The organism is Sphingomonas oleivorans (assembly GCF_003050615.1).
Lineage (GTDB): Bacteria > Pseudomonadota > Alphaproteobacteria > Sphingomonadales > Sphingomonadaceae > Sphingomonas_H > Sphingomonas_H oleivorans.
In genome coordinates this window covers 87390-112425 of sequence record NZ_NWBU01000007.1, presented here as the reverse complement: position 1 = coordinate 112425, position 25036 = coordinate 87390, and the positions used below count along the sequence as shown (strand labels likewise).

The following is a 25036-nucleotide window of genomic DNA, read 5'->3' as shown; positions in this document are numbered from 1 at the left end:
AATCTACTCCGCGGGCTGCGGCGCGAGCGCGGCCTCCAGCCTGCGGGAAACCGCCTCGGGCGAGCCCGTTTTCCGCGCGAGCATCGCATAGAGCAGCGGAATCAGAAAAAGCGTGATGAGCGTGGCAAGGCTGACGCCCCATACCACCACCACGCCGATCGACCGACGCGCAGCCGCCCCCGCCCCGCTCGCCACCATCAGCGGCACCGCGCCGGCAACCGTCGCGATTGAGGTCATCAGGATCGGCCGCAAGCGGCGGATGGAGGCCTGGCGGATGGCGGTCGCGAAGGCGACGCCCTCGTCGCGCAGCTGATTGGCGAATTCGACGATCAATATGCCGTTCTTGGCGGCCAGGCCCACCAGCATCACGATGCCGACCTGGCTGTAGAGATTGATCGTCTGGCCCATCACGGCGAGGCCGACGATGCCGCCCGCCACCGCCAAGGGTACGGTGGTGATGATCACGGCCGGGTGGATGAAGCTTTCGAACTGGGCGGCGAGCAGCAGATAGACGACAAGGATGGTGAGCGCGAAGACGATCAGGATCGATCCTCCCGCTTCCTTGAAGGCCTGGCTCTCGCCGCGATAACCCACCGCCGTCACCTCGGGCGCAGCTGCCGCCTGCTCCTCGAGGAAGCTCAGCGCCTCGCCCAGTGAATAGCCCGGCGCGAGCCCGCCGGTCAGCGTGATGGCGCGCAGCTTGTTGAACCGGCCGAGCTCCTTGGCGCCCGCCCCCTCGCGCGTGCGGACGAGATTGGACAGCGGCACCAGCGCGCCGGACATGCTGCGGACATAGACGGAGGAAAGCGCCTTCTCGTCCAGCCGGCCTTCCTCCTCGGCCTGGAGCACGACGCGATATTCCTCGCCGCGATCGACATAGGTGGAAACGCGGCGCGAGCCCATCAGCGTCTGCAGCGCCTGGCTGACGGCATCGACCGACACGCCGAGATCGCCGGCGCGCGCCATATCCACGTCGATCAGCAGCTGGGGCTTGGTTTCCTTATAATCGGAATCGAGGTTCAGAATGCCGGGGTTGTCGCGCGCGGCGGCGATGATGCGATCGCGCGCACGGGCCAGATCCTCATAGGTCGCGCCCGCGATCACGAAATTGAGCGGCTGGCCACGGCCCCGGCCGAGCGATGACGGCGCCGCTGCATTGCCGCGCAGCGCGGGCGACTTGGCCAACTGCTTGTTGACCGTGTTGATCACGTCCTGCGTCGTCTCGCTCCGCTCCTCCCAGGGCTTCAGGAAGATGATGAGGCGGCCGTCGTTGAAATCCTCATTGGCACCGAAATTGGACGGAACACGCGCGATGACGCGGCGGACCGCGCCCTGCCCCACCATCGGCAGCACCGCGCGCTCGATATCGTCGACATAGCGGACCATCTGGTCGAAGCCGGTGCCCTCGGCGGCGCTGAGCTGCACCTGGAGCTGGCCGACATCCTCCTGCGGCGCGAGTTCGGAGCGAAGCAGCGTATAGAGGAAGCCTGCCGCGACGATGAAGGCCGCAACGCTCGCCAGCACGATCAGCGGCCGGGCGAGCGCGCCGTCCAGCATCGCGGCATAGCGCACCTCGATCCGCTGAAACCGCGCCTCGATCCAGTGGGCGAGCCGGCCACGCTCCTCATGGCGCAACAGCTTGGAGCAGAGCATCGGCGCAAGGCTCAAGGCGAGGAAGCCCGAAAAGGCGACCGATCCGATCAGGGCGGCGGCAAGCTCGCGGAACAACATGCCCGTCTGCCCGGCGATGAACATCACCGGCACGAACACGGCGCAGACGACGAGCGTGGTGGAAATGACCGCGAAGCCCACCTGGCGCGTGCCGAGATAGGCGGCGACCAGCGGCGGCTCGCCCTGCTCGATGCGGTGATGGATATTCTCCAGCACCACGATCGCATCGTCGACGACGAGGCCGATGGCGAGCACGAGCGCGAGCAGCGTCAGCAGGTTGATCGAAAAGCCGCAGGCCCATAGCACGGCGAAGCTGGCAAGCAGGCAGATCGGCACGGTGACGGCAGGAATCAGCGTCGCGCGCCACGATCCCAGGAACAGGAAGATCACGACCACCACCAGCACCGCCGCCTCGCCCAGCGTGTGCCACACCGATTCGATCGCACGCTCGATGAACAGCGAGCTGTCGATGGCGATGCCCAGCTTCATGCCCGGAGGCAGGCTCTGCTGCATCTCCGCCGCGACCTTCTTGGCTGCCGCAGCCACGGCCAGCGTGTTCGCGCCCGACTGGCGGACGATGCTGATGCCGACCGCCGGCGCACCGTTCGCATGATAGGATTGGTAACGATCCTCCGGCCCCTGCTCGACACGCGCGACATCGCCCAGCCGGACGAGATAGCCGTCGGCCCCGCGCGAGACGACGAGCTGCGCAAATTGTTCGGGGCTGACGAACTGGCGGTCGACGCGGAGGGTGACGTTCTGCGTCGCGGATTCGATGCGGCCGGCAGGCAGCTCCACATTCTGCTGGCGCAGCGCCTGCTCCACATCCGCCGGCGTCAGCCGATAGGCGGCAAGCCGATCGGGCTGCAGCCAGACGCGCATCGCCGGCCGCGCCTCGCCGCCGATATTGACGCGCGCCACGCCGTCGATCGCGGAAAAGCGGTCGACAAGGTTGCGGTCGGCATAGTCGGACAGCTGCAGCCGCGACATGCCCGGCGCAGTGAGATTGAAGAAGAGGATCGGCTGCGCATCGGCATCGACCTTGCGCACCTCGGGCGGATCGACATCGTCGGGCAGGTCCTGCGCGGCGCCGCCCACCCGATCGCGCACATCGTTCGCCGCCGCATCCACCGGCCGGCCGGGATTGAATTCGATGCTGATCTCGGACCGGCCGTCGCGCGAGCGCGAGGTGATCGTCTGAATGCCCTCAATGCCCGACAGCCGGCTTTCGAGCACCTGCGTGACGCGGCTCTCGACGACATTGGCGGCGGCGCCCCGATAGACCGTCTCGACCGACACGATCGGCGGATCGGTGTCCGGATATTCGCGGACGGAGAGCGCGAAATAGGCGACGATGCCGATGATGGTGAGCAGGATCGCCAGCACGGTGGCGAAGACGGGGCGTCGGACGGAGAGATCGGACAATTGCATCGCGATTGCCCGTCAGCCCCCCTTTTTCGCGGACGCGCCCGCCTTGGCGTCGGCATCACCGGCAAGCTGCACCTTGGCGCCGTCGGAAAGCTTGACCACCCCTTCGGTCACGACCCTGTCGCCCGGCTTCACGCCCTGGACGATCTCGACGCGCCCGGCATCGCGCACGCCGACGCGCACCGCCGTCCGCTTCACGCTGCGATCGGGCTGGAGGAGATAGACGAAACGCTGCTCGCCCTGCCCCACCACCGCCAGCTCGGGCACCGAAGGCGCCATGCGCGGGGCGGATTCGACCGCAACGGTCATCAGCATTCCGGGCTTCAGCCGATTGCCCGGATTGGGCAGGATGGCGCGCACCAATACCGCGCGCGTATTGGGATCGACCACCGGATCGATCGTCGCGATCCGCCCGGCGAACGACATGTCCGGGAAGGCCGCCGCCTTGGCCGCGATCGGCTGGCCCGGGCGAACGGCGCCGAGCAGCGTCTCGGGCACGGGGAAATCGAGCTTGATCTCGGAAAGATCGCTGATCGTCGCAATCTCGGTGCCCGCCGTCACGACCGCGCCTGCGGAGATCATGCGCAGCGACACCCAGCCCGAAAAGGGCGCGCGGATCACCCGATCGCCGATCGCCGCGCGTGCCTCGGCGGCGGCAGCGCGTGCCTGCGCGGCGAGCGCCACCTGCGTATCGAGGCTGGCATTGGTGGCAAAGCCGCGCTCCTTGAGCGCCTGGAGCCGGGTGAGCTGCTGGTCCGCCTCGCGCTGGCGCGCCTGCGCATCGGCAAGCTGGGCCGATTGCTGCCCCTGTGCCAGCACGGCGATCACCTGGCCGCGCCGCACATAGCCGCCATCATCGAAATAGAGCCGCTCGATCCGCTGCGTGACGGGCGCCGCCAGCGTTACCTGTTCGCGCGCGCGGGCCGTGCCGAGCGCGTCGATCCGGTCGACGAAGCGCGCCCCGGCCACGGGCGCTACCGTCACCAGCGGCGCGGAGCGCGGCTTGTCGTCCCCGCCTTTGCCGCAGGAGATCAGGAGGCAGGAAAGGAGGATGGGCAGGATCGGGCGCATGGGTCGTTGCGGATCGCTAATGGCGCGACAGGGCGATGACAAGCGGGTGAGAGGCCTGGCTGTCAAAAGATTGTCGCAGTGCACAAGACAAAGCTGTTTCGGGGGGATTCAGCCCCTTCGCGCGGCGAGCAGGAATTCCACATTCCCCTCCGGCCCGGTGATCGGGCTCGGCACGATCCCCTCGACCGTCCAGCCCTGCGCTGCCACCCATTCGGCCGCCTCGGCGCAGACCCGCTCATGGACCGCCGGATCGCGCACCACACCGCCCTTGCCCACTTCCTCGCGCCCCGCCTCGAACTGGGGCTTCACCAGCGCGATCAACCCCGCGCCCGGTTTCGCAAAAGAAAGCGGCGTTTCCAACACCTTGGCGAGCGAAATGAAGCTCGCATCACACACCACCAGATCGACTGGCTCGACGATCTCGGCCGCCGTCAGATGGCGCGCATTAGTCCGTTCATGAACGATCACCCGCTCGTCCTGCCGCAGCTTCCAGGCGAGCTGGTTGGTGCCCGAATCGACCGCATAGACGCGCGCCGCCCCCTTGGTCAGCAGCACGTCGGTGAAGCCGCCGGTGGAGGAGCCGACATCGATCGCGACCGCGCCCGTCACGTCCCAGCCGAAATGATCGAGCGCATGGGCGAGCTTGATGCCGCCGCGCGACACCCAGGGATGATCGCGCCCGCGCACCTCGATCGCGGCGTCCAGCGGCAGCGCCTGCCCTGCCTTGGCGACCTTGCGATCGGCGACATAGACGAGGCCGGCGAGGATCAGCGCCTGGCCGCGCGCGCGGCTTTCGACAAGACCGCGATCGACGAGGAGCTGATCGGCACGGACGGTGTGGGAACTACGGATCGACATGGACGCGTTCATGGCCGATCCATTCGGCCCGGGAAAGACGCAGGCTGGCGAAAGCGGACTTGTCGATCCGAAGAGTAGACATACACTCTTCCCCACGAATCGCATGGACTAGCCTTTCGTTGCTTAACGGAAGATTGACGACGAAAAAAAGGAGATGCCCGTGCTCCACGGCCATTCCGAATTTCGCGGCCGGCGGCCGACGATACTCACCGTGCCGGGCCTGAACGGATCGGGCCCGAGCCATTGGCAGACACTGTGGGAAAAATCGCGCGCGGATTGCGTGCGCGCCGATCTCGGCCAATGGGCGTCGCCGCGCCGCAATAGCTGGGTAACGAAGCTCGATCGCGCGATCCGCACCTCCGAGGCGCCGGTGATCCTCGTCGCGCATTCGCTCGGCTGCCTCGCCGTCGCCTGGTGGGCGGAGCTCGCCGGACAGCCCTGGGGCTGGCCGGTGGCGGGCGCGCTGCTCGTCGCCCCGCCCGATGTGGACCGCGCAAATGCGTGCGATGAGCTTGCGAGCTTCGGGCCCAGCCCGCGGACGATCCTTCCCTTCCCGTCGATCCTGGTGGCGAGCGAGGACGATCCTTATGCCTCGATCCAGCGCTCCTTCGACATGGCGCGCGACTGGGGCAGCCATTTCGTCGATATCGGCGCCTGCGGCCATATCAACGCATCGAGCGGCGTCGGCTGGTGGCAGGAGGGACAGGAGCTGCTCGACCGGTTGATCGGCACGGCGGAAGGGCCGGTCGCGCATGGCGGCGGCATCGCCGACGTACAGGCGATGCTGGCCGGAAACGGCGCGCGCGCGGCGCGCGCGCCCTGACCGGACGGGCTTTCGACGGCTCCTATCCCCTGTCCACCGAAAGCCTGCCCGCCGCCACGAGTCGATAGGATCGCACCGTCATCCCTGCGCAGGGATGACGGCAAAAGCTAAAGCCCCATCAGGCCCGCGCGCCGCCGACCACGCCGACGCTGTTGCGGCGAAGTGCGGAGAGCACCGTCTTCACGATCGCATCCGCATCCAGCCCCGCCTCGGCATATTGCCGCTCGGGCTTGTCCTGATCCTGGAAAATGTCGGGCAGGCGCAGCGTGCGCAGCTTCAGCCCCGCGTCGATCAGCCCCTGGTCGGACGCCATGGTCAGCACATGCGCGCCGAGGCCGCCGATCGAACCTTCCTCGATCGTCACCGCCACCTCATGGCTGGTCAGCAGGCGGCGGATCAGCGCCTCGTCGAGCGGCTTGGCGAAGCGCAGGTCGGCAACGGTGGTGCTGAGGCCCAGCGCGTCGAGCTGGTCGGCGGCCTTGCGCGCTTCCTCCAGCCGCGTGCCGAGCGACAGGATCGCCACCTTCTTGCCCTCGCGCACGATCCGGCCCCGGCCGATTTCCAGCCGCTCAGGAACGGCCGGGATCGCGACCCCCGTGCCATTGCCGCGCGGATAGCGCAGCGCGATCGGCCCCGCATCATGGAGCGCGGCGGTGTGCACCATATGCGTCAGCTCCGCCTCGTCGGCGGCGGCCATCACGACGAAATTGGGCAAGCTCGCCAGATAGGTGATGTCGAAGCTGCCGGCATGGGTGGCGCCATCCGCCCCCACCAGCCCGGCGCGATCGAGCGCGAAGCGGACAGGCAGATTCTGGATCGCCACATCATGCACCACCTGGTCATAGGCGCGCTGGAGGAAGGTGGAATAAATGGCGCAGAAGGGCCTGAAACCCTGCGCCGCCAGCCCCGCTGCGAAGGTCACGGCATGCTGCTCGGCAATGCCCACGTCGAAGCAGCGATCGGGAAAGGCCTTCTCGAACTTGTCGAGCCCGGTGCCCGAGGGCATGGCTGCGGTGATCGCACAGATCTTCGGATCGCGCTTCGCTTCGCCGACCAGCGCGTCCGCGAAGACGGCAGTATAGCTGGGCGGCCCCGGCGGCGCCTTGGCCTGCACGCCGGAGACGACGTCGAACTTCTGCACGCCATGATATTTGTCGGCCGCCGCCTCGGCCGGGGCATAGCCCTTGCCCTTCTTGGTGACGACATGGACGAGGATCGGCCCATGCGCCTCGTCGCGCACATTTTCGAGCACAGGCAGCAATTGTTCGAGATTATGGCCGTCGACCGGGCCGACATAATAAAAGCCCAGTTCCTCGAACAGCGTGCCGCCGGTCGCCATGCCGCGCGCAAACTCGTCTGCCTTGCGCGCCGCCTGATGGAGCGGACGCGGCATGCGCCGGGCGAGCTTCTTCAACGTCTCGCGCACCGAGATGAACGGGCCGGACGAGATCAGCCGGGCGAGATAGGCGGACAGCGCGCCGACCGGGGGCGCGATCGACATGTCATTGTCGTTCAGGATCACGACCAGCCGGTTGCCCGCCGCCTGGGCATTGTTCATCGCCTCATAGGCCATGCCGGCGGACATGGCGCCATCGCCGATCACCGCGATCGCCTTGCCCGGCTCACCCGCCAGCCTGTTGGCCACCGCGAAACCCAGCGCCGCCGAGATGGAGGTGGAGCTATGCGCCGCGCCGAACGGATCATATTCGCTCTCGGCGCGCCGGGTGAAACCGGAAAGGCCGCCGCCCTGGCGCAGCGTGCGGATACGGCTGCGCCGGCCGGTGAGGATCTTGTGCGGATAGGCCTGGTGGCCGACGTCCCAGATCAGCGTATCGCGCGGCGTATCGAAAACATAATGAAGCGCCACCGTAAGCTCGACCACCCCCAGCCCCGCGCCCAGATGCCCGCCGGTGACGGACACGGCCGAGATCACCTCCTCGCGCAATTCCGCCGCGAGTTGCGGCAGCTGCTCGGGCTTCAGCCGCCGGAGATCCTGCGGCGTATCGACGATGTCGAGGAGGGGTGTGGTCGGACGATCGGGCATGGGACTATATATTTCCTTATCGTCCAGCAGCCTTAACCCAAGTTGGGAGCAAGGTGAACCTGCACCGCCGGCGCGGCGGCATGCGTCAACGCTTGGCGCAATCCTCGCAGCGACCGCGCACCTCGATCACGGGGCGCACGGGTGCGAATCCCGCCTGCTCCGCCGCGCTGCGAACCCGCTCGGTCACGCTGTCATCATCGATATGCGTCGTCTGCCCGCAATTGTCGCACACCAGGAAGATGCAGTCGTGCAGGCAATCGGGATGGGCATTGGCGACATAGGCATTGGCGCTCTCGACCCGGCGGACGAGATTCGCGCCGACGAACAGGTCGAGGATGCGATAGACGCTGTTGGCCGCGACCCGACGGTTCTCCGCCTTCGATACCGCCTCGGCGATATCATAGGCCGATGCCGGCCGGCCGAATGCGGTCAGCGCATCGAACACGGCGGCGCGCATCGGCGTCCATTGCTCGCCCGCGCGCTGCAATGCGTCCTGCGCCGCGCGGCTGAGCGAGTTGCCTTCATGCAATATGTGGACATGCGCCATGGATGGATTTTAGGGATGCGACCGTCCAGCGGCAAGGGCCCGCCACCCTTCCGCAAATCCAAGCCCGCTAAGATCAGGCGGTCGCGCGCCGGTTGAGCAGATGCGCGATCGCCACCATGGCAACGCCGGCCATGGTCAGCCCCGTCTCGGCGGCGCCATGCGCCACGGTCAGCGCCCCGGCCATCAGCGAAATGCCGATCCCGCCGGTCAGCGCCGGCAACCAGCGCCGGTGCCGCGCGACACCGATGCCGAGCGCCGCACCGGCAAGGATCGTCGCCAGCACCAGCCCGATTTCATGAATATGCGGATTGAGCAGCGCCCCGCCCGCGCTCGTCAGCGCGGCCACCAGCACGATGCTGGCGAGACAGTGCAGGATGCACAGGCCCGATACGCCGATGGCGAGCCGGTCCAGCAAGTCCCTGTCTGTCAAAGCGCGTAGCATGTCCGCAAGCATCCCTTCGTTCCGGCGCCATGCCACGGATCAGGAAAAGATACAACATTACATTGATGGGACGGCGCGCTTGTTGAACAAGTGCGGCCGAAGGGGCATAGGCGACGCCCATGCTCTTTTCCCGCCCCGCCGCCCCTTCCCCCCGCCCCCGCGCAATCGCCAACTGGCTGCTTCTCGTGGCGCTGATGGTGCTGCTGATGGTCGTCGTCGGCGGCACGACGCGGCTCACCGAGTCGGGCCTGTCGATGGTGAGGTGGGAACCGGTCTCGGGCGCCATCCCCCCGCTCAATGCCGAGCAGTGGAATGCCGAGTTCGACGCCTATAAGGTGAGCCCCGAATATCAGAAGATCAATCGCGGAATGTCCCTGGAGGAGTTCAAGGGCATCTTCTTCTGGGAATATCTTCATCGGCTGATCGGCCGGCTGATCGGCCTGGTCTTCGCCCTTCCCTTCCTCTGGTTCCTATGGCGCCGCGCGATTCCCAAGGGCTATGGCCCGCGTCTCGCGGCACTGCTCGCGCTCGGCGGGCTGCAGGGGGCGATCGGCTGGTGGATGGTCGCCTCCGGGCTGATCGACCGGCCCGACGTCAGCCATATCCGCCTCGCCATCCATCTGCTCGCCGCGCTCCTCATCTTCGCCGGGCTGATCTGGACGGCGCTTGATCTTCGCGCGCTCGCCCGCAATCGCGCCCGGCCGGCGCGAATGACAGGCCTCGCTGCCGCAGCGCTGGCGATCCTCGCGGTGCAACTCCTGCTCGGCGCCTTTACCGCCGGGCTCGATGCCGGCTTCGCCTTTTCGAGCTGGCCCAAAATGGGCGATCAATGGTTCCCCGCCGGCGGCTGGCATCAGGGCTGGGATCCCGTCCGCAACGCGATCGACAATCCGATCGTCGTACAGTTCATCCATCGCTGGTTCGCCTGGATCGCGGCCGCCGCGGCGCTGATGCTCGCCTGGCGTGCGCAGCAGAGGGGGGTGAAGGGTGCCGCGCACATGATCGCGACGATGGTGGTGCTCCAGATTTCGCTTGGCATCGCCACGCTGCTGAGCGGCGTCGCCATCCCTATCGCCGTCGCGCATCAGGCAGTCGCGGCGCTGCTGCTTGCTGGCCTGGTCTGGGCGGCGCACGGAATCGGCGCGGTACGCCGCTGATCGTCCGGCCTGCCCTCGCCGGCATCGCGCCATGCTGCGCGTGGCTGGCTTCCAATTGGAACATAATGGGCTCCCCGGACAGGACCGCGCTTGTGACGAGACACTCAAAGGTATCTAGATACCTTCTCTGAAACCCGCGCTTTTTCTTGACTATTTAGGGGCGATTCGTCATTAGCCCGCCATCGGCGCCGCCCCTCATCCGGGCGGCGCGGTTCGTTTTCGGAAAGGGGCCTTTTCTGCGCTTGCCGCAGCCTCGGCCTCGATAGCCAAGGGTCGAGCAATGAAGGCGCTCATGAAGACCACCAAGTCGGCCACGCCGGCGACGGTGGAAAAGAAATGGCATCTGATCGATGCCGAAGGGCTGGTCGTCGGCCGCGTCGCCACGATCATCGCCAATCTGCTGCGCGGCAAGCACAAGCCGAGCTTCACTCCGCACATCGATTGCGGTGACAATGTCATCGTCATCAATGCGGACAAGGTGCGCTTCACCGGCCGCAAGCTGCAGCAGAAGGTCTATTACAAGCACACCGGCTATGCCGGCGGCATCAAGGGCGTGACCGCCGCCAAGGTGCTGGACGGCCGCTTCCCCGAGCGCGTGCTCGAAAAGGCCGTGGAGCGCATGATCCCGCGTGGCCCGCTCGGCCGCGAGCAGATGCGCAACCTGCGCATCTTCAAGGGTTCGGAGCACCCGCATGAGGGGCAGAACCCGGAAGTCCTCGATGTCGCGGCTCTGAACCGCAAGAACAAGGTGGGCGCCTGATGTCCGACAATCGCCAGTCCCTTTCCGATCTCGCGGCGCTGACCGGCGCTGCGGCGGCGGCTCCGAAGCCGGAGGCCCCGGCCTACACCAGCGATGCCGGCGTCGCTCCGGAAGTCCCGGCCGAGCCGACCGCGCCGCTGCGCGAGCAGATCCTCGACGCGCAGGGCCGCGCTTATGCCACCGGCCGCCGCAAGGATGCGGTCGCCCGCGTGTGGCTGAAGCCCGGCACCGGCAAGATCACGATCAACGGCCGCGACCAGGAAGTCTATTTCGCGCGTCCGACGCTGCGTCTCGTCATCAACCAGCCGTTCGACATCGCCGAGCGCACGGGCCAGTATGACGTCGTCGCCACCGTCAAGGGCGGCGGCCTTTCGGGGCAGGCCGGCGCGGTCAAGCATGGCATCGCCCAGGCGCTGACCCGTTACGAGCCGGTGCTGCGCACGCCGGTCAAGCGCGCGGGCTTTCTCACCCGCGACAGCCGCGCGGTCGAGCGCAAGAAGTACGGCAAGGCGAAGGCCCGCCGCAGCTTCCAGTTCTCGAAGCGCTAAGCCGCTACTTTCCCGAAAATTCGTTTTCGCGATCAGGGGGCGTCCTTCGGGGCGCCCCTTTTTCGTTTCGCCCGCCATGCCGGAGCTTCCCGTAGGGAAAGAAGCGTCCGGCCCGAACGTTCTAGAGCGTCGTTCACCTGACCACGCTCAGCCTGAGCTTGTCGGAAGGATGCATTCTGAGCCCTCGAAGGAGGCCGAGACTCACATGGGGCCGGAGGGACTCGACACAGGCTTCGACAAGCTCAGCCTGAGCGCGGTGAGTCAATTCAGGTGGAGGTTGGTTTAGCTCCAGGTTACGGCTGGCATCCCGATAGGCCTGCGTTCGGATTGCTGTCGCGCAACAGGGGCAGGAGGTGGTTTCATGCGCTTCTATCGCGCCACGACCTTTCTTTTCCCGCACAGCTATCTGCTGCGGATCTTCACCATCTGCTTCATCGGCACCCATGTTCCGCTGCTGTCCTTCATCGGCTGGCAGATTGCGGCGGGCAACATAATATGGGAGGCCACCGCGCTCCTGACGGGCGCCTCGCTTATCGGCACCATCGCCACGCTCACGGCGCTGGGCGGGCTGCTCTCGCCGATCCGCGCCGCGACCGAGGCGCTCACCGCCTATGAGGCAGGACGGATGGTACCTTCCCTCCCCCAGGGCGGGCCCGATCTGGTCGGCCAGTTGCTGAACGGCATCAATGCCACGGTAGGTCGGACGGAATCGCTGGTCGCCAAGCTGGCCGATGCCGCCAATCGCGATGCCCTGACGGGCCTGTGGAACCGCCGTGCCTTTCTCGAATTTTCCGCACGGCTAGTGGAAGGCGGCCGCAAGCTCGCTATCGCGCTGATCGACGTCGATCATTTCAAGAAGATCAACGATCGCCTCGGCCATGAAGAGGGGGACCGCGTGCTGCGCGAGGTTGCCGCCGTCCTGCAATCGAGCGTGCGCCGGACGGACATGGTCGCACGCTGGGGCGGCGAGGAATTCGCGATCCTGTTCACCGGCGAGGATGACGGCAATGCCGCCGCGCTGCTCGATCGGATCCGCCTCCGGATCGAAAGCGCCCGGATCGCCGAGATTGACGGCCAGCCGCTCACCTTCTCGGGCGGCGTATCGCTCGTCCAGGCGGGGGAGGCATCGATCGAGCCCGGCCTCGGCCGTGCCGACATGCTGCTCTATGCGGCCAAGCATGGCGGTCGAAACCGGCTCGCCGTGGTCGGCGGCGTTCCCAGCTGATAGCCCGAACGTCCGCCTGGATTGCATCACCGCGCTCAGGCTGAGCGCGGTCAGGTGGAAAGGCTCTAGCGCAGTGCGCGCGCCACCGCCGCGAAGAAGCTGCTGTCGGGAATGACGGTCGTCGTCACCGGCTTCGATCGGGCGGACAGCACCACGATCACCAGCCTCTCGCGCGGATTGAGATACATGGTCTGGCCGAATATCCCGCTCGCCATGAACGCGCCGGAATGGATCGGGTCCGCCATGTGCGGATAGAGCCACCATTGATAGCCATAGGCCAGATCGCGCGGCTGCCCCGTCGAACGCGCGGGGATGGTCGCTTCGGCGAACCAGCTTCCCGGCACGATCTGCTGCCCCTCGATCCGCCCGCCATCGAGCACGAACAGGCCGAAACGGGCATAATCCCTGAGCGTCGCCGAAAATCCGCCGCCGCCGGTTTCCACTCCGTCGGTCTGGAGCCACCAGCCGGCATCGCGTTCCATGCCCAGCTTCGACCAGATCTTCTCGGAAAGATAGGCCGCCAGCGGCCTGCCCACCGCAGCGCGCACGACATCGCCGACCAGATAGGTCTCGCCCGTATTATAATTCCAGCGGGTGCCGGGCGGCGCCGCGCGGCGGAGCGTCGCCATATAGCGCAGTTCCGCCCCCGGCTGGCCCGCAATCTGCGCCTCCAGCAGGCGCCGGCGATCGGATGTCGGGTCGGCATGGACCTCGTTCCAGGCGACGCCCGACGACATCTGCAATAGGTGGCGCACGCTGACGCCCTCATAAGCGCTGCCCCGGAGCGCCGGCAGATAGCGGGTGACGGGATCGTCGAGGCTCTTGATATAGCCATCGCGCAGCGCCACGGCGACAAGCGTCGAGGTGATCGACTTGGCCATTGAGAAGGAGGCCCAGAGCGTATCGGGCCGCGCGCCCAGCTCATAATCCTCATAGGCGATCTTGCCGTCCTTGAGCACGATCAGGCCGGCGACGCGGTTGAGCGCGAGATAATCGTTCAGATCATAGCTGCGCGCGCCCAGCGCGAAACGGAGCGTCGTGATCCGCCTGGCCGCCTGGGGCAGGATCCCGGCCGGAGCAGTCCCGCGCGAGACGGAGACGGACGGCGCCAACCGCTCCATATGCGAGAAGTTCGCCACCACCATGTCCGGCTTATAGGCGCCCTCATACATGGCGCGCACCGTCAGGCCATCCAACCGCGTTGGGGATTGGGCAGCCGACAACTGGGCAGGGGCCGCCGAGGCGATGGCGAGAATCGTCAGGAGAGCCGGGGCCGAGCGGAGCATCGGCGGGGACCATAGCCTGCCCATTTTCGGCGACAAGACAGATCAGGCGCGCGCGACCTCGCCCAGTATCCGCAACCGCACGTCCAGCGCGCCATCCTCCACGATCAGTTCGTTGAAGGACGGCCGGGTCGATCGCACCCGCTCCGAAAGCGTGCCCGCGCCGATCAGCCGGATGGCGCCGCCATCGGCCAGCGGCCAGCGCCGATCGAACGGATCATGGACATGGCCGCTCAGCACCGCATCCGCGCCCGCCGCCGCAAGCGCCGCGAGCGCGTCCTTGCCCCGCAATGTCTCGCCATGGCGGGAATGGCCGTCCGTATCGACCAGCGGATGATGGCAGGCGACGATCGCGACATGATCGGGCGGACGGGCACGCAGCAGATCGATTGCAGCAACCAGCCCCGATCGGCTGACGACGCCCCAGGACCAGTTCCACCGCCATTGAAACCGCGCCGTCGTCTTGAGCGGCACCAGCCACACGCCATGCACGTCGAGCGGCCGTTCGATCGCACGCGCCATCCGGCGATAGCGGCCATAGGGGGCGAGGAAGCGCGCAGCCGGATTGAAATAGGGCAGATCATGATTGCCCGGCTGGACCATCAGCGGCACGTCCAGCCGGGCCAGCCATTTTGCCGCCGCCGCATATTCGGCGCTGCGCGCGCGCATGGTGAGATCGCCCGTGCAGATCACCGCATCGGGCCGCTCGGCGGCGACGCGGCCGGCGAACCAGTCGAGCGCCTCCTGATCGGCCCGGCCGAAATGGAGGTCCGAGACATGGAAGAGACGCGCCGCCATGACCGACCAATCGCCCGAAGCCGATGGCTTGTTCCGCACGGGCGCCAATGGGGCGCGATCTCAAATGATCCCGCCATTAGCACGAAGGGTCTGGCCATTGATCCAGGCGCCGTCCGGGCCGGCGAGGAAGGCGACCGCGGCGGCGATATCCTCCGGCGTGCCAAGCCGCTCGAGCGGAGCAAGCTTGGCCAGCCGATCGACCAGCTCGGGCGTCTTGCCGTTCAGGAAGAGATCGGTCGCGGTCGGCCCCGGAGCGATCGCATTGACGGTGATGGAGCGCCCGCGCAGCTCGCGCGCGAGGATGGGCGTCAGCGTCTCGACGGCCGCCTTGGTGGCGGCATAGACGCCGTAGGTCGGCATGAGCATGCCCGTGACGCTTGACGAAAAATTGATGATCCGGCCGCCGTCGCGCAACCGCCGGGCGGCTTCGCGCAGCGTGTTGAACGTACCCTTGAGGTTGATGGCCACCAGCCGATCGAAAGCGGCATCGTCGGTTTCCGCTATGTTGGCCAGTTGCATGATCCCCGCATTGTTGACGAGCAGGTCGACTCCGCCAAATTCCGCCTCGGCCGTGTCGAACATGGTCCGCACCGCCTGTACGTCGCTGACATCGGCCTGCACCGCGAGCGCCCGGCCGCCTTCATTCCCGATCCTGCCTGCCAGTTCCTCGGCAAGTGCGGCATTGCCCGAATAATTGGCGATGATGTCGAATCCGTCGCGGGCAAGCCGCTCCGCTATCGCCGCGCCAATGCCCCGCGAGGCACCCGTGACGATCGCAACCTTGCCGTTCCTGTCATTCATATCTTCCTCCATCGCCGGCCTCAGCGCCCGCATGGAAGATATTTGAACATTGGCGCCCGAAAAATAATCGGCCCAAAATTGGCAAGACTGTTCCAGATTTGCAAACACAGGCGGGCTCGATGGATCGGCTGGATGCGATGCGCCTTTTCATCCGGCTCGTGGAGCGACGCAGCTTCACGCTGGCGGCACAGGATATGCGCCTGCCCCGTTCGACCGCGACCCAGGCGATCAAGCAGTTGGAAGAGAAGCTCGGCGCGCGGCTGCTCCAGCGGACGACGCGCCATGTCAGCCCCACCCTCGACGGCGAGGCCTATTATCGCCGCTGCACGGCCATCCTCGCCGACATAGAGGATGCCGAGGCCGCATTCAGCGGCGTCAAGCCACGCGGGCTGCTGCGCATCGACGTGAATGGCACGCTCGCGCGGCATTCGTGCTGCCGGAACTTCCCCGCTTCCTGGCCGACTATCCGGAGATACAGCTTCATATCGGCGAGGGCGACAGGTTCGTCGATCTCGTCCGCGAGGGCGTCGATTGCGTGTTGCGCGTCGGCGAGCTGACGGACAGCGCAATGGTCGGCCGCCGCGTGGCGATGCTCGAGGAGGCAACCGTCGCCAGCCCGGCCTATCTCGCGCGGCACGGCACGCCGGACACACCCGACGCGCTCGAGGGGCATTATGCGGTGAGCTTCGTCTCCTCGGCCACGGGCGCGGCCATGCCGTTCGAGTTCAGGGACAAGGGCTCGATCCGGAACATCGCCCTGCCCGCCACCATATCGGTGTCGGCGGCCGAAACGCTGCTCGCTGCGGCGAGGCTCGGCCTCGGCCTCATCCAGGCGCCGCTCTATCATCTCCAGAAGGATATTGCGGCGGGACGGCTGGTGCCCATTCTCACCGATTATGCGCCGACGCCGACGCCCGCCTGGCTGCTCTATCCGCACAACCGCCAGCTCTCACCCCGGGTGCGGGTCTTCATCGACTGGGTGGCGCGCCTGTTCGCATCGGAGAATATAGCGGCTGAATGAGCTGCCAGATCAGGGCCAAATCATTGGAAAGAAATGGAGCGGGTAACGGGGATCGAACCCGTATCACAAGCTTGGAAGGCTAGTGCTCTACCATTGAGCTATACCCGCATCCCGCCGAAGCGATGCGCGTGGCTATTGCCATCACCGTGCCGCCCTCGTCAACGAAGAGTTGGCGGATCCTGGGGATCAGCGCAGCATGATCCAGGTCGGCGCATGATCCGACGCCTTTTCCCGCCCCCTGGCCGCTTTGTCCACGCCGGCATCGACGAGCCGGTCGGCGGCGGCGGGGCTGAGCATCAGATGATCGATGCGAAAGCCCGCATCCCGCGCCCAGGCGCCCGCCTGATAATCCCAGAAAGTGTAGATCCGGCCGGAAGGATGGCGGGCGCGGATCGCGTCGGTCCAGCCGGCGAAGGCGAGGCGGCGGAAACGCTCGCGGCTCTCCGGCTGCATCAGCGCGTCGCCGGCCATCGCGCGGACCGAGAAGACATCCTCGTCCGTGGGGATAACATTATAATCGCCCGCGAGGATCACCGGCTGCTCGCGGGCGAACAGCGAGGCCGCATGATCGATCAGCCGATCGAACCAGGCGAGCTTATAATCGAATTTCGGGCCCGGCTGGGGATTGCCGTTGGGCAAATAGATTGAGGCGACGACCAAGCCGTTCACCTCTGCCTCGATATAGCGGCTGTGCGACGGGTCGGGATCATCGGGCAGGCCCCGGCGCGTCTCCACCGGATCGACGCCGCGCGCGAGGATGGCGACGCCGTTGAAGCCCTTCTGGCCATGCCAAATCGCGCCATAGCCGGCATCGCGGATCGCGGCCTCGGGAAAATTATCGTCGGCCGCCTTCAATTCCTGAAGACAGGCAATGTCGGGCTTCGTCTCCTCAAGCCATTCGAGGAGACGCGGAAGCCGGGCGTTGATCCCGTTGACGTTGAAGGTCGCGATTTTCATGCGAGGGCCTTAGCGGCCCTGCCCCGCCCCGTCACCCCGGCAGAGCCGCCCTCAGACCGAGAAGCTCGTCCCGCAGCCGCAGCCCGACGCGGCATTGGGATTGGTGACGCGAAAAGCAGCGCCGCCGAGCGATTGCACGAAATCGACTGCGCTGCCGCGCACCAGATCGAGGCTGACCGGATCGACGACGAGCGTAACGCCGTCGCACGATGCCGTCTCGTCATCCGACTCGATCGCATCGGCCAGCCCGAAGCGATATTGGAAGCCCGCGCAGCCGCCGCCTTCCACCGCAAGGCGAAGGATTGCAGGCTTGCCCTGCTTGCCGGCGATGGCGGCCACGCGCGCAGCGGCGGAGGGGGTGAGATCGATGGCGGCGGGCTGGGTCATGATCGGGAAATAGGCATGAAAAAGCCCGCCGGCAAGCGGCGGGCGGGCTTCTTCATATCCGGTCCGTAATGCCCGCGCTCATTCCTCGGGGCCGCCCAGCGCGATCTGCTGATTGGCGGTGCGCTGCTGCATCGCGACGACATAATCGGCCGACTGGAGGAAAGGCACCGGGTTCACCGCGCGGCCATCGATGCGCACTTCATAATGAAGATGGCTGCCAGTGGAACGGCCGGTGGAGCCCATCAGCGCGATGAGCTGGCCGCGCCGCACGCGGCTGTTGGGCGAAACGAGGATCTTGGAAAGATGGCCGAAGCGGGTCTGGATACCCTTGCCATGATCGATTTCCACCAGATTGCCATAGCCGCTGGCCCAGCCGGCGCGGCCGATCATGCCGTCCGCCGTCGCATAGACCGGCGTTCCGATCGGGCCGGCGAGATCGATGCCGGCATGCATCGCGGCCCCGCCCCGGAAGGGATCGGAACGAACACCATAAGCGCTGGTGAGCGTGACGCCTTCGACTGGCTTGCTCGACGGGATGGAGATCACGCCCTGCGACAGCGCATCGAGCTTCTTCCAGCCATCGAACAGCGAGCGGAACTGCGGATCGGCATCGGCCTGGGCGGCAGACCTGACGCTGCCGAGCGTTTCGCCTTCGGCCTTGCCGATCTTGAGCTTGCGGGCGATGGCGCTACCGAAATCCGCCAGCACATTCTTCTCGGCGGCGGCCGGCTGAATGGCGGCGATGCCGAAGCCGGCAATAGCGAGCGCCATCACGGCAAGGCGGCGGGCTGCGTAAAAAGCGGTGGGGGAAAACAGGGAAAGCCGACGGACCGAAACGACGTTATTGGAAGCAGCGGCAGACGACATTCGGTACCCCGGCGACAAGTGGCCCACGCGGGCGGCCATGGGCCGTCCATGCGGACGCTATGAATTGGGCCGTCCATGCGGACGCTATGAATTTGCCGTCTTCGGAAATTGCCCCTCCCGCGACGACGCGGATCGTTTCTGTTGGCCATGGCCGTCCACCGCAACCGCCTCATAGAATTCTTTCGTCAGACCGGCTGCGTCCCGCGCCGAACCGTTGAACGGACCCTTAATGACTCCGCGGAAATAGGTTTCGACCAGCGCCTGCCAGTGCAGGGCCGGAACGAGGCGCTGCGCCGCACAAAGCGATTCGAACCAGCGCACCCCGGCCGCGACATGGCCGATCTCGTCGCGATAGATACGGTCGAGCAGCCGCGCCGAAGCGACATCGCCCGCCGCCTCGAACCGGGCGACGGTGGCCGGCGTGACGTCCAGGCCGCGCGCCTCCAGCACCATCGGCACGATGGCGAGCCGCGCCAGCGGATCATGCGCCGTAACGGTTGCCGCCTCCCACAGCCCGTCATGCGCCGGCAGATCGCCATAAGCGGCGCCGAGCGCGCGCAAACGCCTGTCGAGAATGGCGAAATGCATCGCCTCCTCGCTCGCGACCTTCATCCAGTCATCGCTGAAGGCACGCGGGTTCGCGCTGCCGAACCGGCCGACCAGATCGAAGGCGAGGTCGATCGCGACATATTCGATATGGGCGAGCGCATGGAGCATGGCGATGCGCGTCGCGGGGCTGCCTGCTTTGCCCCGCTTCGGCATGCGCGAAGGCGGCAGCAGCGGCGGCCGATCGCCCCGCGCGGGGCGATCGGGCATGGCGACGTCGAAGCGCCAGGCCAGCCGGCCCGCGCGCCAATGCCGCGCCGCCGCCCGTGCCGCCTTGACCTTGGCGCGCGGATCCGCCGTCAGCAGGACGGCGCGAGCGGCTTGGGCGATGCTCAGGATCGCGCATTCCCCTTGAGCGCGCGGGCGGCCTTCAGCACCTCCTCGGCATGGCCCGGCACCTTCACCTTGCGCCAGATGCGCGCGATGCGGCCGTCCGCATCGATCAGGAAGGTCGCGCGATCGATGCCCATATATTTGCGGCCATACATGCTCTTTTCGATCCAGGTGCCGAACGCCTCGGTGACCGAACCGTCCGCATCGGTCGCGAGCGGGACCTTCAGCGCATGTTTCTCGATGAACTTGCCATGATCCTTGGGGCTGTTCTTCGATACGCCGAGAATGGCGGCCCCCTCCATCTCGAACGCGCCGAGCAGCTCGGAAAAGTCGAGCGCTTCCTTGGTGCAGCCCGACGTATCGTCCTTCGGATAGAAATAGAGGACGAGCGTGCGACCCTTCAGCGTCGACAGGTTGAAGAAGCTGCCGTCGCCGGCCTGCAGGGTGACTTCGGGTGCGGCATCGCCTTCGTTCAACATCAATGGATCTCCTTCCGGCGGAGCCCTCTAGCCCAGACCGGCCACGCGGCGCCACTCCCCACAGACCAGCGCGCGCGCCTCGTCATAGGCGGCAAGCAGCGCCTGCCAGTCGGCCTGTCCGCAGGCGCGCGCCACGATCGGACGGGAGGGCTCGGGCGGCTCGCCCGACTGCGGCGAGACGAGACGAAGCGTGACGAGCAGCCGTGTCAGAAATTCATGCGCCGGCACGAAATCGGGCGACAGCAGCCCCGCCTCCGCCAGCGCCCCCGCCGCGCGACGCAGGCGCGGATCGAAACCTATGCGATGGCGAAGCTGCAGCAGATGGACGGCGAATTCCGCATCGATCAGCCCGCCCTCGATCAGCTTCACGTCGAACGGGCCGGCGGGCGGCTTATGCTTGGCGATCTCGCCGCGCATATGCACCACATCCTCGGTCAGCTGGGCCGGATCGCGCTCGCGCATCAGCGTTTCGGCGATGATCGCCTCCACCGCCGCACGCGCCGCCGCCGATCCGAAGATCGGGCGGGCGCGGGTAAGCGCCATATGCTCCCAGGTCCAGGCGCTTTCCCGCTCATAGCGCGCGAAGCTTTCCACCGAAGAGGCGAGCAGCCCCTGCGCGCCCGAGGGCCGGAGCCGCGTATCGACCTCATAGAGCGGCCCCGACGGGGTCGGCACGCTGAGCGCGGCGGACACGCGCTGCGCAAGCCGGTTGAAATAATGGGTCGCGCCCAGCGGCCTGCGCCCATCGGACTCGGCCATATAGTCGCCGGTGAAGAGATAGATCAGGTCCAGGTCGGAGGCATGGGTGAGCGCGCCGCCGCCGAGCCGCCCGAGCGCCAGCACCACCAGCTCGCCGCCGAGGACGCGGCCATGCGCCGCCTCGAATTCCGCCACCGTCGCGGCGGCGAGCGCCTCGATCGCGGCTTCGGCCACGCGCGCATAACCCGACGCGACCTCGATCGGATCGCTTACGCCTTCGATGAGCTGGACGCCCAGCGCGAAGCGGCGTTCGCCGACCCGTTGGCGCACCCGGTCGAGCAGCGTCTGATAATCATCGCCTTTCTCGATGGCGGCGAACTCCGCTGCCAGCGCCTCGGTCGGTGGCGGCGGATCGAGGGCGGAGGCGTCGATCAGCCCGTCGAGCAGCTCCGCCCTGCGACCGAGCGCATCCGCGAGCGTCGGCGCATGGCTCAATATATTCGCCAGCATATGGACGAGCGCGGGGCGCGCCTCGAGCAGCCGGAAAAGATTGATCGCGCTCGGCAGGCGCGAGACCAGACCGTCAAAGCGGTTGAGCGCGCCATTGCCATCCGGCGCGCGCCCGAGCGCCGCGACGAGCGAAGGCAACACCGCCTCCAGCGCCGCGCGCGCGGCAGGATTGCGGAGCGTGCGAAGGCGCCCCTCGCGCCATCCCTCGATACGCGCGCGCGCCATGGCAGGATCGGCGAAGCCCGCTTCGTCCAGGCTGTTTTCCAGCAGTTGCGGATCGCGCGACAGGCCCGCTTCCCCCGCCGGATCCAGCCCGTCATAGATGCGGCCCGTCGCCTCGACATGCGGCGCGAGCAGCGCCACCAGCGCCGCGCCATCCGCCAGCCCATGCAGCCGCGCGACATTGTCGAGCGCCTCGGCGCGCGGGGGAAGCCGGTGCGTCTGCTGATCGTCCACCATCTGCAGCCGATGCTCGATCGTGCGCAGCAGGCGATAGGCCATGCCGAGCGCGTCCGCCTCATGCCTTGCGATGCGGCCCGCGCCGGCGAGCGCCGCAAGCGCATCCAGCGTGGCGGGCGCGCGCAAGGCAGGATCGCGGCCACCGAGGATGAGCTGGTGGATCTGCGCGAAGAATTCGATCTCGCGAATACCACCCCAGCCGCGCTTCACATCATAGCCGGGGCCCAGCCGCTGTCCCTGCGCATGATGATCGCGGATCCGGCGGGACATTTCGCGTATTTCCCGGATCGCGCCATAATCCAGGCCCCGCCGCCAGACGAAGGGACGGATATGCGCGAGGAAATCCTGCCCCAGCGCGATATCGCCCGCCACGGCCCGCGCGCGGATGAAGGCGGCCCGCTCCCAAGGGAGCGCGCTCGATTCATAATAGCTGATCGCCGCCTCGATCGGCAGCGCGAGCGGCGTCGCTTCGGGCGAGGGCCGAAGGCGCAGGTCGACGCGAAAGACATAGCCGTCGCCGTCCCGCGTCTGGAGCAGCTCCACGACGCGCCGGGCGATGCGCACCGCCGCGTCCACCGGCTCCTCCCGCTCGCGGCGCGGCAGCCTTTCCGGATCGAACAGCAGGATCGGGTCGATGTCCGACGAATAATTGAGCTCCCGGCTGCCATGTTTGCCCAACCCGAGCGCGGCGAAGCCCCGGACCGGCGCGCCGGGCGTGCGCTCCTCGATCGCGGCGGCGATAGCGCGGTCGAGCGCACGGTCGGCAAAGTCGGACAGGGTCGTGACGACCTCCTCCAGCGGCGCCAGCCCCGCCAGGTCCATCAGGCCGAGGCCGAGCGCGATCGCCTGCCGCTCGCGCCGGAGCGCGCGCGCGAGCCGGGCGGGATCGGCCGTCTCCTCGCGCGCGGCGGCGAGCACGATCGCAAGATCACCCACCCTCAAGCCCTCGACGATCTCGGGCCGTCGCGCGACGAGATTACGAAGAAAAGGCGAATGCGCCTCTATCCTGCCAAGCGCCCGATCGATGGCGGCGGAGCGATCTGTTCTCGACATGATGACGATGCCATAGCCGAGCCATCCAGGAAGACAATCCGGCGCAACCTCGGACAGCATGGGGCGTTATCGGCCCCATGGAAACGCGCTATCAATCCAGGACCGACCGACGGACGGCGAATATCAAGGTGGAAACCGTTCGCGCACCTTCCGGGCAGGAAGGCCTCGGCAATGCGCTTCGGGCCGCCTATTCCCCCCGGTCGACGGAATTGCCGCGCGACATACGCTGCCTGCTCGACAAGCTCTACCAGGCATAGCGAGGCCGCAAGAAGGCTCAGCGATTGCGGCTGAGCTCGTCCACCTCGCCCATGATCGACTGAAGCGCGCTCTGGCTCGCGTCTCCCTCATAGGCGCGGCGCGAAGGCAGCGTGCCCTCGCTGAGCAGCGTTTCCAGTGCGACGCGGCCGCGCGCCACGCGGCTCTTGATCGTGCCTACCGCACAGCCGCATATCTCGGCCGCTTCCTCATAGGCGAAGCCGCCCGCGCCGACCAGGATCAGCGCCTCGCGCTGCGGCTGGGGCAGATGCATCAGCGCGCGCTGGAGATCGCCCAGCTCGACATGCCGATCCTGGCTCGCCGGTGCTGCGAGGATCTTGCTCGCGGTCAGCTCGTCCCACTCGCCCTTGAAGCGGGCGCGGCGCATCTGGGAGAGGAAGAGGTTGCGCAGGATGATGAACGTCCAGGCGCGCATGTTGGTGCCCGCCTGGAAGCGCTTGCGCGCCGCCCAGGCCTTGAGCAACGTTTCCTGGACGAGATCGTCCGCCAGATCGCGATTGCCCGAAAGCGAGCGCCCGAAGGCGCGCAGATGGGGAATGACGCGAGCCAGCTCAGCCTTGAAATCGTCGTCCGACAGTGGAACATGCGCCACCGGATCGGACACCGCCTGCCGAGCCTGCTCGTCCCGGGCTTCTTCAGTCATGCGTGTCGATCCCCGGTATTCAGCGGGCGAGCATAGGCCCGGCCGCGATGCGCGCCTACATAGGCAGTGTCGGCACCATTTGCGATGACGGCGCTCAGAATTTTACTTCCAGATCAGAAGAATGGCGGCGAAGAGAAGGATGATGAGCAGGAGCGACGCCGATAGGACATAGCGAGTCACATGGCTCGACTGGCCGGCTCGCGCCTCGGTTCGCGTCAAGTGGGTCCGGTCGGTTTCATCCGCCATGCCACGCTCCTTCTCTTCCACCTTCCGCCATTTTCCCTGCCAGCCGGTTGACGATCCAGATCGTTACCCCTCGTCAACGATGCCCGGCGGATGCGGTTCCATCCCGGCCATCAGGCGGCATGGCGGCGCAAGGACGACTCAGGCCGGAACGGTCGCCGAATCGAAGAACAGCGCCTGGCTGATCGCCGCCTTCACGGTCGAACGCTGGAACGGCTTGGTGATGAGGAAAGTGGGCTCGGGGCGCTCGCCCGTCAGCAGCCGTTCCGGAAAGGCCGTGATGAAGATCACCGGCACGTTGAACTCGGCCAATATGTCCTTCACCGCATCGATGCCGGAACTGTCGTCGGCGAGTTGGATGTCCGCAAGCACCAGGCCGGGGCGCGTGGCGAGCGCCTGCGACACCGCCTCGTCGCGCGTGACGGCAACGCCCGTCACATTATGGCCGAGATCACGCACGATCGTTTCCAGATCCATCGCGATGATCGGCTCATCCTCGATGATCAGCACGTCGGCGCGCGTCTGCCGCTCAATCTCCGCGACGGCATCGACCACGAGTTGCTCCACCTCCTCGGCGCTGGCTTCGATCAGATAGCCCGCATCCTCCGGGGTGAATCCCTCCATGGCGGTTAGCAGCAGGGCCTGGCGCGAGCGCGGCGTGACCTGCGAGAGACGCGCCTGGGCAATCCCTTCCCTTTCCCCACCGAAGCCGACATCGTCATCATCCCCCTCGAGATTGGCCGACGCCCAGATGCGCTGGAAGGTCCGATAAAGGCCAAGCCGCGCATCGACCTCACGCGGGAAATCGTCCGGCGCGGCGACGATCGCCTCCAGCGCGGCCCTAACATAGGAATCGCCATGTTGCTGACTACCGGTAAGCGCGCGGGCATAGCGGCGCAGGAAAGGGAGATGGGGGGCGAGTTCCTGGCCGAGCGACATGATGTTACGATACTCCCTGAATGAACCGTCAGACGGGCCGACGCCGATGCCATTGCAAATGTTCTGGTGATCCGGCAGACCGATTGCAAGCGTGCCACCCGGCACCTC

The 25036-nt window shown here is 66.9% G+C and carries 25 protein-coding genes, 1 tRNA gene and 1 pseudogene; 8 read left to right on the top strand and 19 right to left on the bottom strand.

What is annotated here, in order from left to right; translation table 11 throughout:
- Positions 1 to 3: 3 nt before the first annotated feature.
- The 3 genes from CLG96_RS08765 to CLG96_RS08755 form a co-directional block, all read right to left on the bottom strand.
- Positions 4 to 3102, bottom strand: coding sequence for an efflux RND transporter permease subunit (locus CLG96_RS08765; protein WP_107967503.1), 3099 nt, complete (start codon positions 3100 to 3102; stop codon positions 4 to 6).
- Between the two features lie 12 nt (positions 3103 to 3114).
- Positions 3115 to 4170 (bottom strand): efflux RND transporter periplasmic adaptor subunit, encoded by a 1056-nt coding sequence (locus CLG96_RS08760; protein WP_107967502.1) that lies wholly within the window; start codon positions 4168 to 4170, stop codon positions 3115 to 3117.
- A gap of 108 nt (positions 4171 to 4278) precedes the next feature.
- On the bottom strand, positions 4279 to 5028 hold the full coding sequence (locus CLG96_RS08755) for a TlyA family RNA methyltransferase (RefSeq protein ID WP_107967501.1): 750 nt from the start codon (positions 5026 to 5028) through the stop codon (positions 4279 to 4281).
- A gap of 160 nt (positions 5029 to 5188) precedes the next feature.
- On the opposite strand from CLG96_RS08755, the gene CLG96_RS08750 reads away from it, so the two are divergent.
- A complete protein-coding gene (locus tag CLG96_RS08750; protein WP_243395709.1) occupies positions 5189 to 5851 on the top strand; it encodes an RBBP9/YdeN family alpha/beta hydrolase in 663 nt (220 codons plus the stop codon).
- Between the two features lie 118 nt (positions 5852 to 5969).
- Here CLG96_RS08750 and dxs read toward each other — a convergent pair whose 3' ends face one another.
- From dxs to CLG96_RS08735, 3 genes are all read right to left on the bottom strand, one after another.
- Entirely contained in the window at positions 5970 to 7895 is a 1926-nt protein-coding gene (gene dxs / locus CLG96_RS08745; protein ID WP_107967499.1) for a 1-deoxy-D-xylulose-5-phosphate synthase, read from the bottom strand.
- Between the two features lie 85 nt (positions 7896 to 7980).
- Entirely contained in the window at positions 7981 to 8442 is a 462-nt protein-coding gene (locus tag CLG96_RS08740; RefSeq protein WP_107967498.1) for a Fur family transcriptional regulator, read from the bottom strand.
- Between the two features lie 73 nt (positions 8443 to 8515).
- Complete coding sequence (locus tag CLG96_RS08735) at positions 8516 to 8884, bottom strand: MerC domain-containing protein (RefSeq protein ID WP_107967674.1); 369 nt, start codon at positions 8882 to 8884, stop codon at positions 8516 to 8518.
- A gap of 119 nt (positions 8885 to 9003) precedes the next feature.
- Between CLG96_RS08735 and CLG96_RS08730 the strand changes: the two genes are divergently transcribed.
- The 4 genes from CLG96_RS08730 (at position 9004) to CLG96_RS08715 (ending at position 12574) form a co-directional block, all read left to right on the top strand.
- Complete coding sequence (locus CLG96_RS08730; protein ID WP_107967497.1) at positions 9004 to 10041, top strand: COX15/CtaA family protein; 1038 nt, start codon at positions 9004 to 9006, stop codon at positions 10039 to 10041.
- Between the two features lie 280 nt (positions 10042 to 10321).
- Entirely contained in the window at positions 10322 to 10801 is a 480-nt protein-coding gene (gene rplM / locus CLG96_RS08725) for a 50S ribosomal protein L13 (RefSeq protein ID WP_107967496.1), read from the top strand.
- Positions 10801 to 11349 (top strand): 30S ribosomal protein S9, encoded by a 549-nt coding sequence (gene rpsI / locus CLG96_RS08720; RefSeq protein ID WP_107967495.1) that lies wholly within the window; start codon positions 10801 to 10803, stop codon positions 11347 to 11349. Before rplM ends, rpsI begins: the two co-directional genes overlap by 1 nt.
- Positions 11350 to 11710: 361 nt before the next feature.
- Complete coding sequence (locus CLG96_RS08715) at positions 11711 to 12574, top strand: GGDEF domain-containing protein (protein WP_107967494.1); 864 nt, start codon at positions 11711 to 11713, stop codon at positions 12572 to 12574.
- Between the two features lie 65 nt (positions 12575 to 12639).
- On the opposite strand, the gene CLG96_RS08710 is transcribed toward CLG96_RS08715, so the two are convergent.
- Genes CLG96_RS08710 through CLG96_RS08700 form a run of 3 tightly spaced genes read right to left on the bottom strand, consistent with a single transcriptional unit; the run spans position 12640 to position 15456 of the window.
- Positions 12640 to 13860: a serine hydrolase domain-containing protein gene (locus tag CLG96_RS08710; protein ID WP_165799606.1), complete on the bottom strand. Its 1221-nt coding sequence runs from the start codon at positions 13858 to 13860 to the stop codon at positions 12640 to 12642.
- Positions 13861 to 13902: 42 nt separating this feature from the next.
- On the bottom strand, positions 13903 to 14655 hold the full coding sequence (locus tag CLG96_RS08705; protein WP_107967673.1) for a metallophosphoesterase family protein: 753 nt from the start codon (positions 14653 to 14655) through the stop codon (positions 13903 to 13905).
- A gap of 60 nt (positions 14656 to 14715) precedes the next feature.
- Positions 14716 to 15456, bottom strand: coding sequence for an SDR family oxidoreductase (locus CLG96_RS08700; protein WP_107967672.1), 741 nt, complete (start codon positions 15454 to 15456; stop codon positions 14716 to 14718).
- 119 nt (positions 15457 to 15575) lie between these two features.
- Between CLG96_RS08700 and CLG96_RS19175 the strand changes: the two are divergent.
- Together CLG96_RS19175 and CLG96_RS08695 are read left to right on the top strand one after the other, a co-directional pair.
- Positions 15576 to 15704: pseudogene (locus tag CLG96_RS19175) on the top strand (helix-turn-helix domain-containing protein); the annotation flags it as partial.
- 182 nt (positions 15705 to 15886) lie between these two features.
- Positions 15887 to 16477 (top strand): LysR substrate-binding domain-containing protein, encoded by a 591-nt coding sequence (locus CLG96_RS08695; RefSeq protein WP_243395708.1) that lies wholly within the window; start codon positions 15887 to 15889, stop codon positions 16475 to 16477.
- Positions 16478 to 16511: 34 nt separating this feature from the next.
- Here CLG96_RS08695 and CLG96_RS08690 read toward each other — a convergent pair.
- From CLG96_RS08690 to CLG96_RS08660, 7 genes are all read right to left on the bottom strand, one after another.
- Positions 16512 to 16585, bottom strand: a tRNA-Gly gene (locus tag CLG96_RS08690).
- Positions 16586 to 16663: 78 nt separating this feature from the next.
- Positions 16664 to 17434 carry an exodeoxyribonuclease III gene (locus CLG96_RS08685; RefSeq protein ID WP_107967492.1) on the bottom strand — a complete coding sequence of 257 codons (771 nt, stop codon included), beginning with the start codon at positions 17432 to 17434 and terminating at the stop codon, positions 16664 to 16666.
- Positions 17435 to 17485: 51 nt separating this feature from the next.
- Positions 17486 to 17821, bottom strand: coding sequence for a HesB/IscA family protein (locus CLG96_RS08680; protein WP_107967491.1), 336 nt, complete (start codon positions 17819 to 17821; stop codon positions 17486 to 17488).
- 78 nt (positions 17822 to 17899) lie between these two features.
- The gene (locus CLG96_RS08675; RefSeq protein WP_243395707.1) at positions 17900 to 18688 is read right to left on the bottom strand and encodes a M23 family metallopeptidase; all 789 of its coding nucleotides are present in this window, start codon (positions 18686 to 18688) and stop codon (positions 17900 to 17902) included.
- A gap of 84 nt (positions 18689 to 18772) precedes the next feature.
- Positions 18773 to 19633, bottom strand: coding sequence for a ferritin-like domain-containing protein (locus CLG96_RS08670; RefSeq protein ID WP_107967671.1), 861 nt, complete (start codon positions 19631 to 19633; stop codon positions 18773 to 18775).
- A complete protein-coding gene (locus tag CLG96_RS08665) occupies positions 19627 to 20106 on the bottom strand; it encodes a peroxiredoxin (protein ID WP_107967489.1) in 480 nt (159 codons plus the stop codon). Before CLG96_RS08665 ends, CLG96_RS08670 begins: the two co-directional genes overlap by 7 nt.
- Positions 20107 to 20133: 27 nt before the next feature.
- Complete coding sequence (locus tag CLG96_RS08660) at positions 20134 to 22827, bottom strand: bifunctional [glutamine synthetase] adenylyltransferase/[glutamine synthetase]-adenylyl-L-tyrosine phosphorylase (protein ID WP_107967670.1); 2694 nt, start codon at positions 22825 to 22827, stop codon at positions 20134 to 20136.
- A gap of 77 nt (positions 22828 to 22904) precedes the next feature.
- Here CLG96_RS08660 and CLG96_RS08655 point away from each other — a divergent pair, with 77 nt between their 5' ends.
- Complete coding sequence (locus tag CLG96_RS08655; protein WP_107967488.1) at positions 22905 to 23084, top strand: hypothetical protein; 180 nt, start codon at positions 22905 to 22907, stop codon at positions 23082 to 23084.
- 17 nt (positions 23085 to 23101) lie between these two features.
- On the opposite strand, the gene CLG96_RS08650 is transcribed toward CLG96_RS08655, so the two are convergent.
- From CLG96_RS08650 to CLG96_RS08645, 3 genes are all read right to left on the bottom strand, one after another.
- Positions 23102 to 23746 carry a sigma-70 family RNA polymerase sigma factor gene (locus CLG96_RS08650; RefSeq protein WP_107967487.1) on the bottom strand — a complete coding sequence of 215 codons (645 nt, stop codon included), beginning with the start codon at positions 23744 to 23746 and terminating at the stop codon, positions 23102 to 23104.
- A 102-nt stretch (positions 23747 to 23848) separates the two neighbouring features.
- On the bottom strand, positions 23849 to 23992 hold the full coding sequence (locus CLG96_RS18735; RefSeq protein ID WP_165799605.1) for a hypothetical protein: 144 nt from the start codon (positions 23990 to 23992) through the stop codon (positions 23849 to 23851).
- 138 nt (positions 23993 to 24130) lie between these two features.
- Positions 24131 to 24928, bottom strand: a complete 798-nt coding sequence (locus tag CLG96_RS08645; protein ID WP_107967486.1) for a response regulator — start codon at positions 24926 to 24928, stop codon at positions 24131 to 24133.
- Positions 24929 to 25036: the final 108 nt, after the last annotated feature.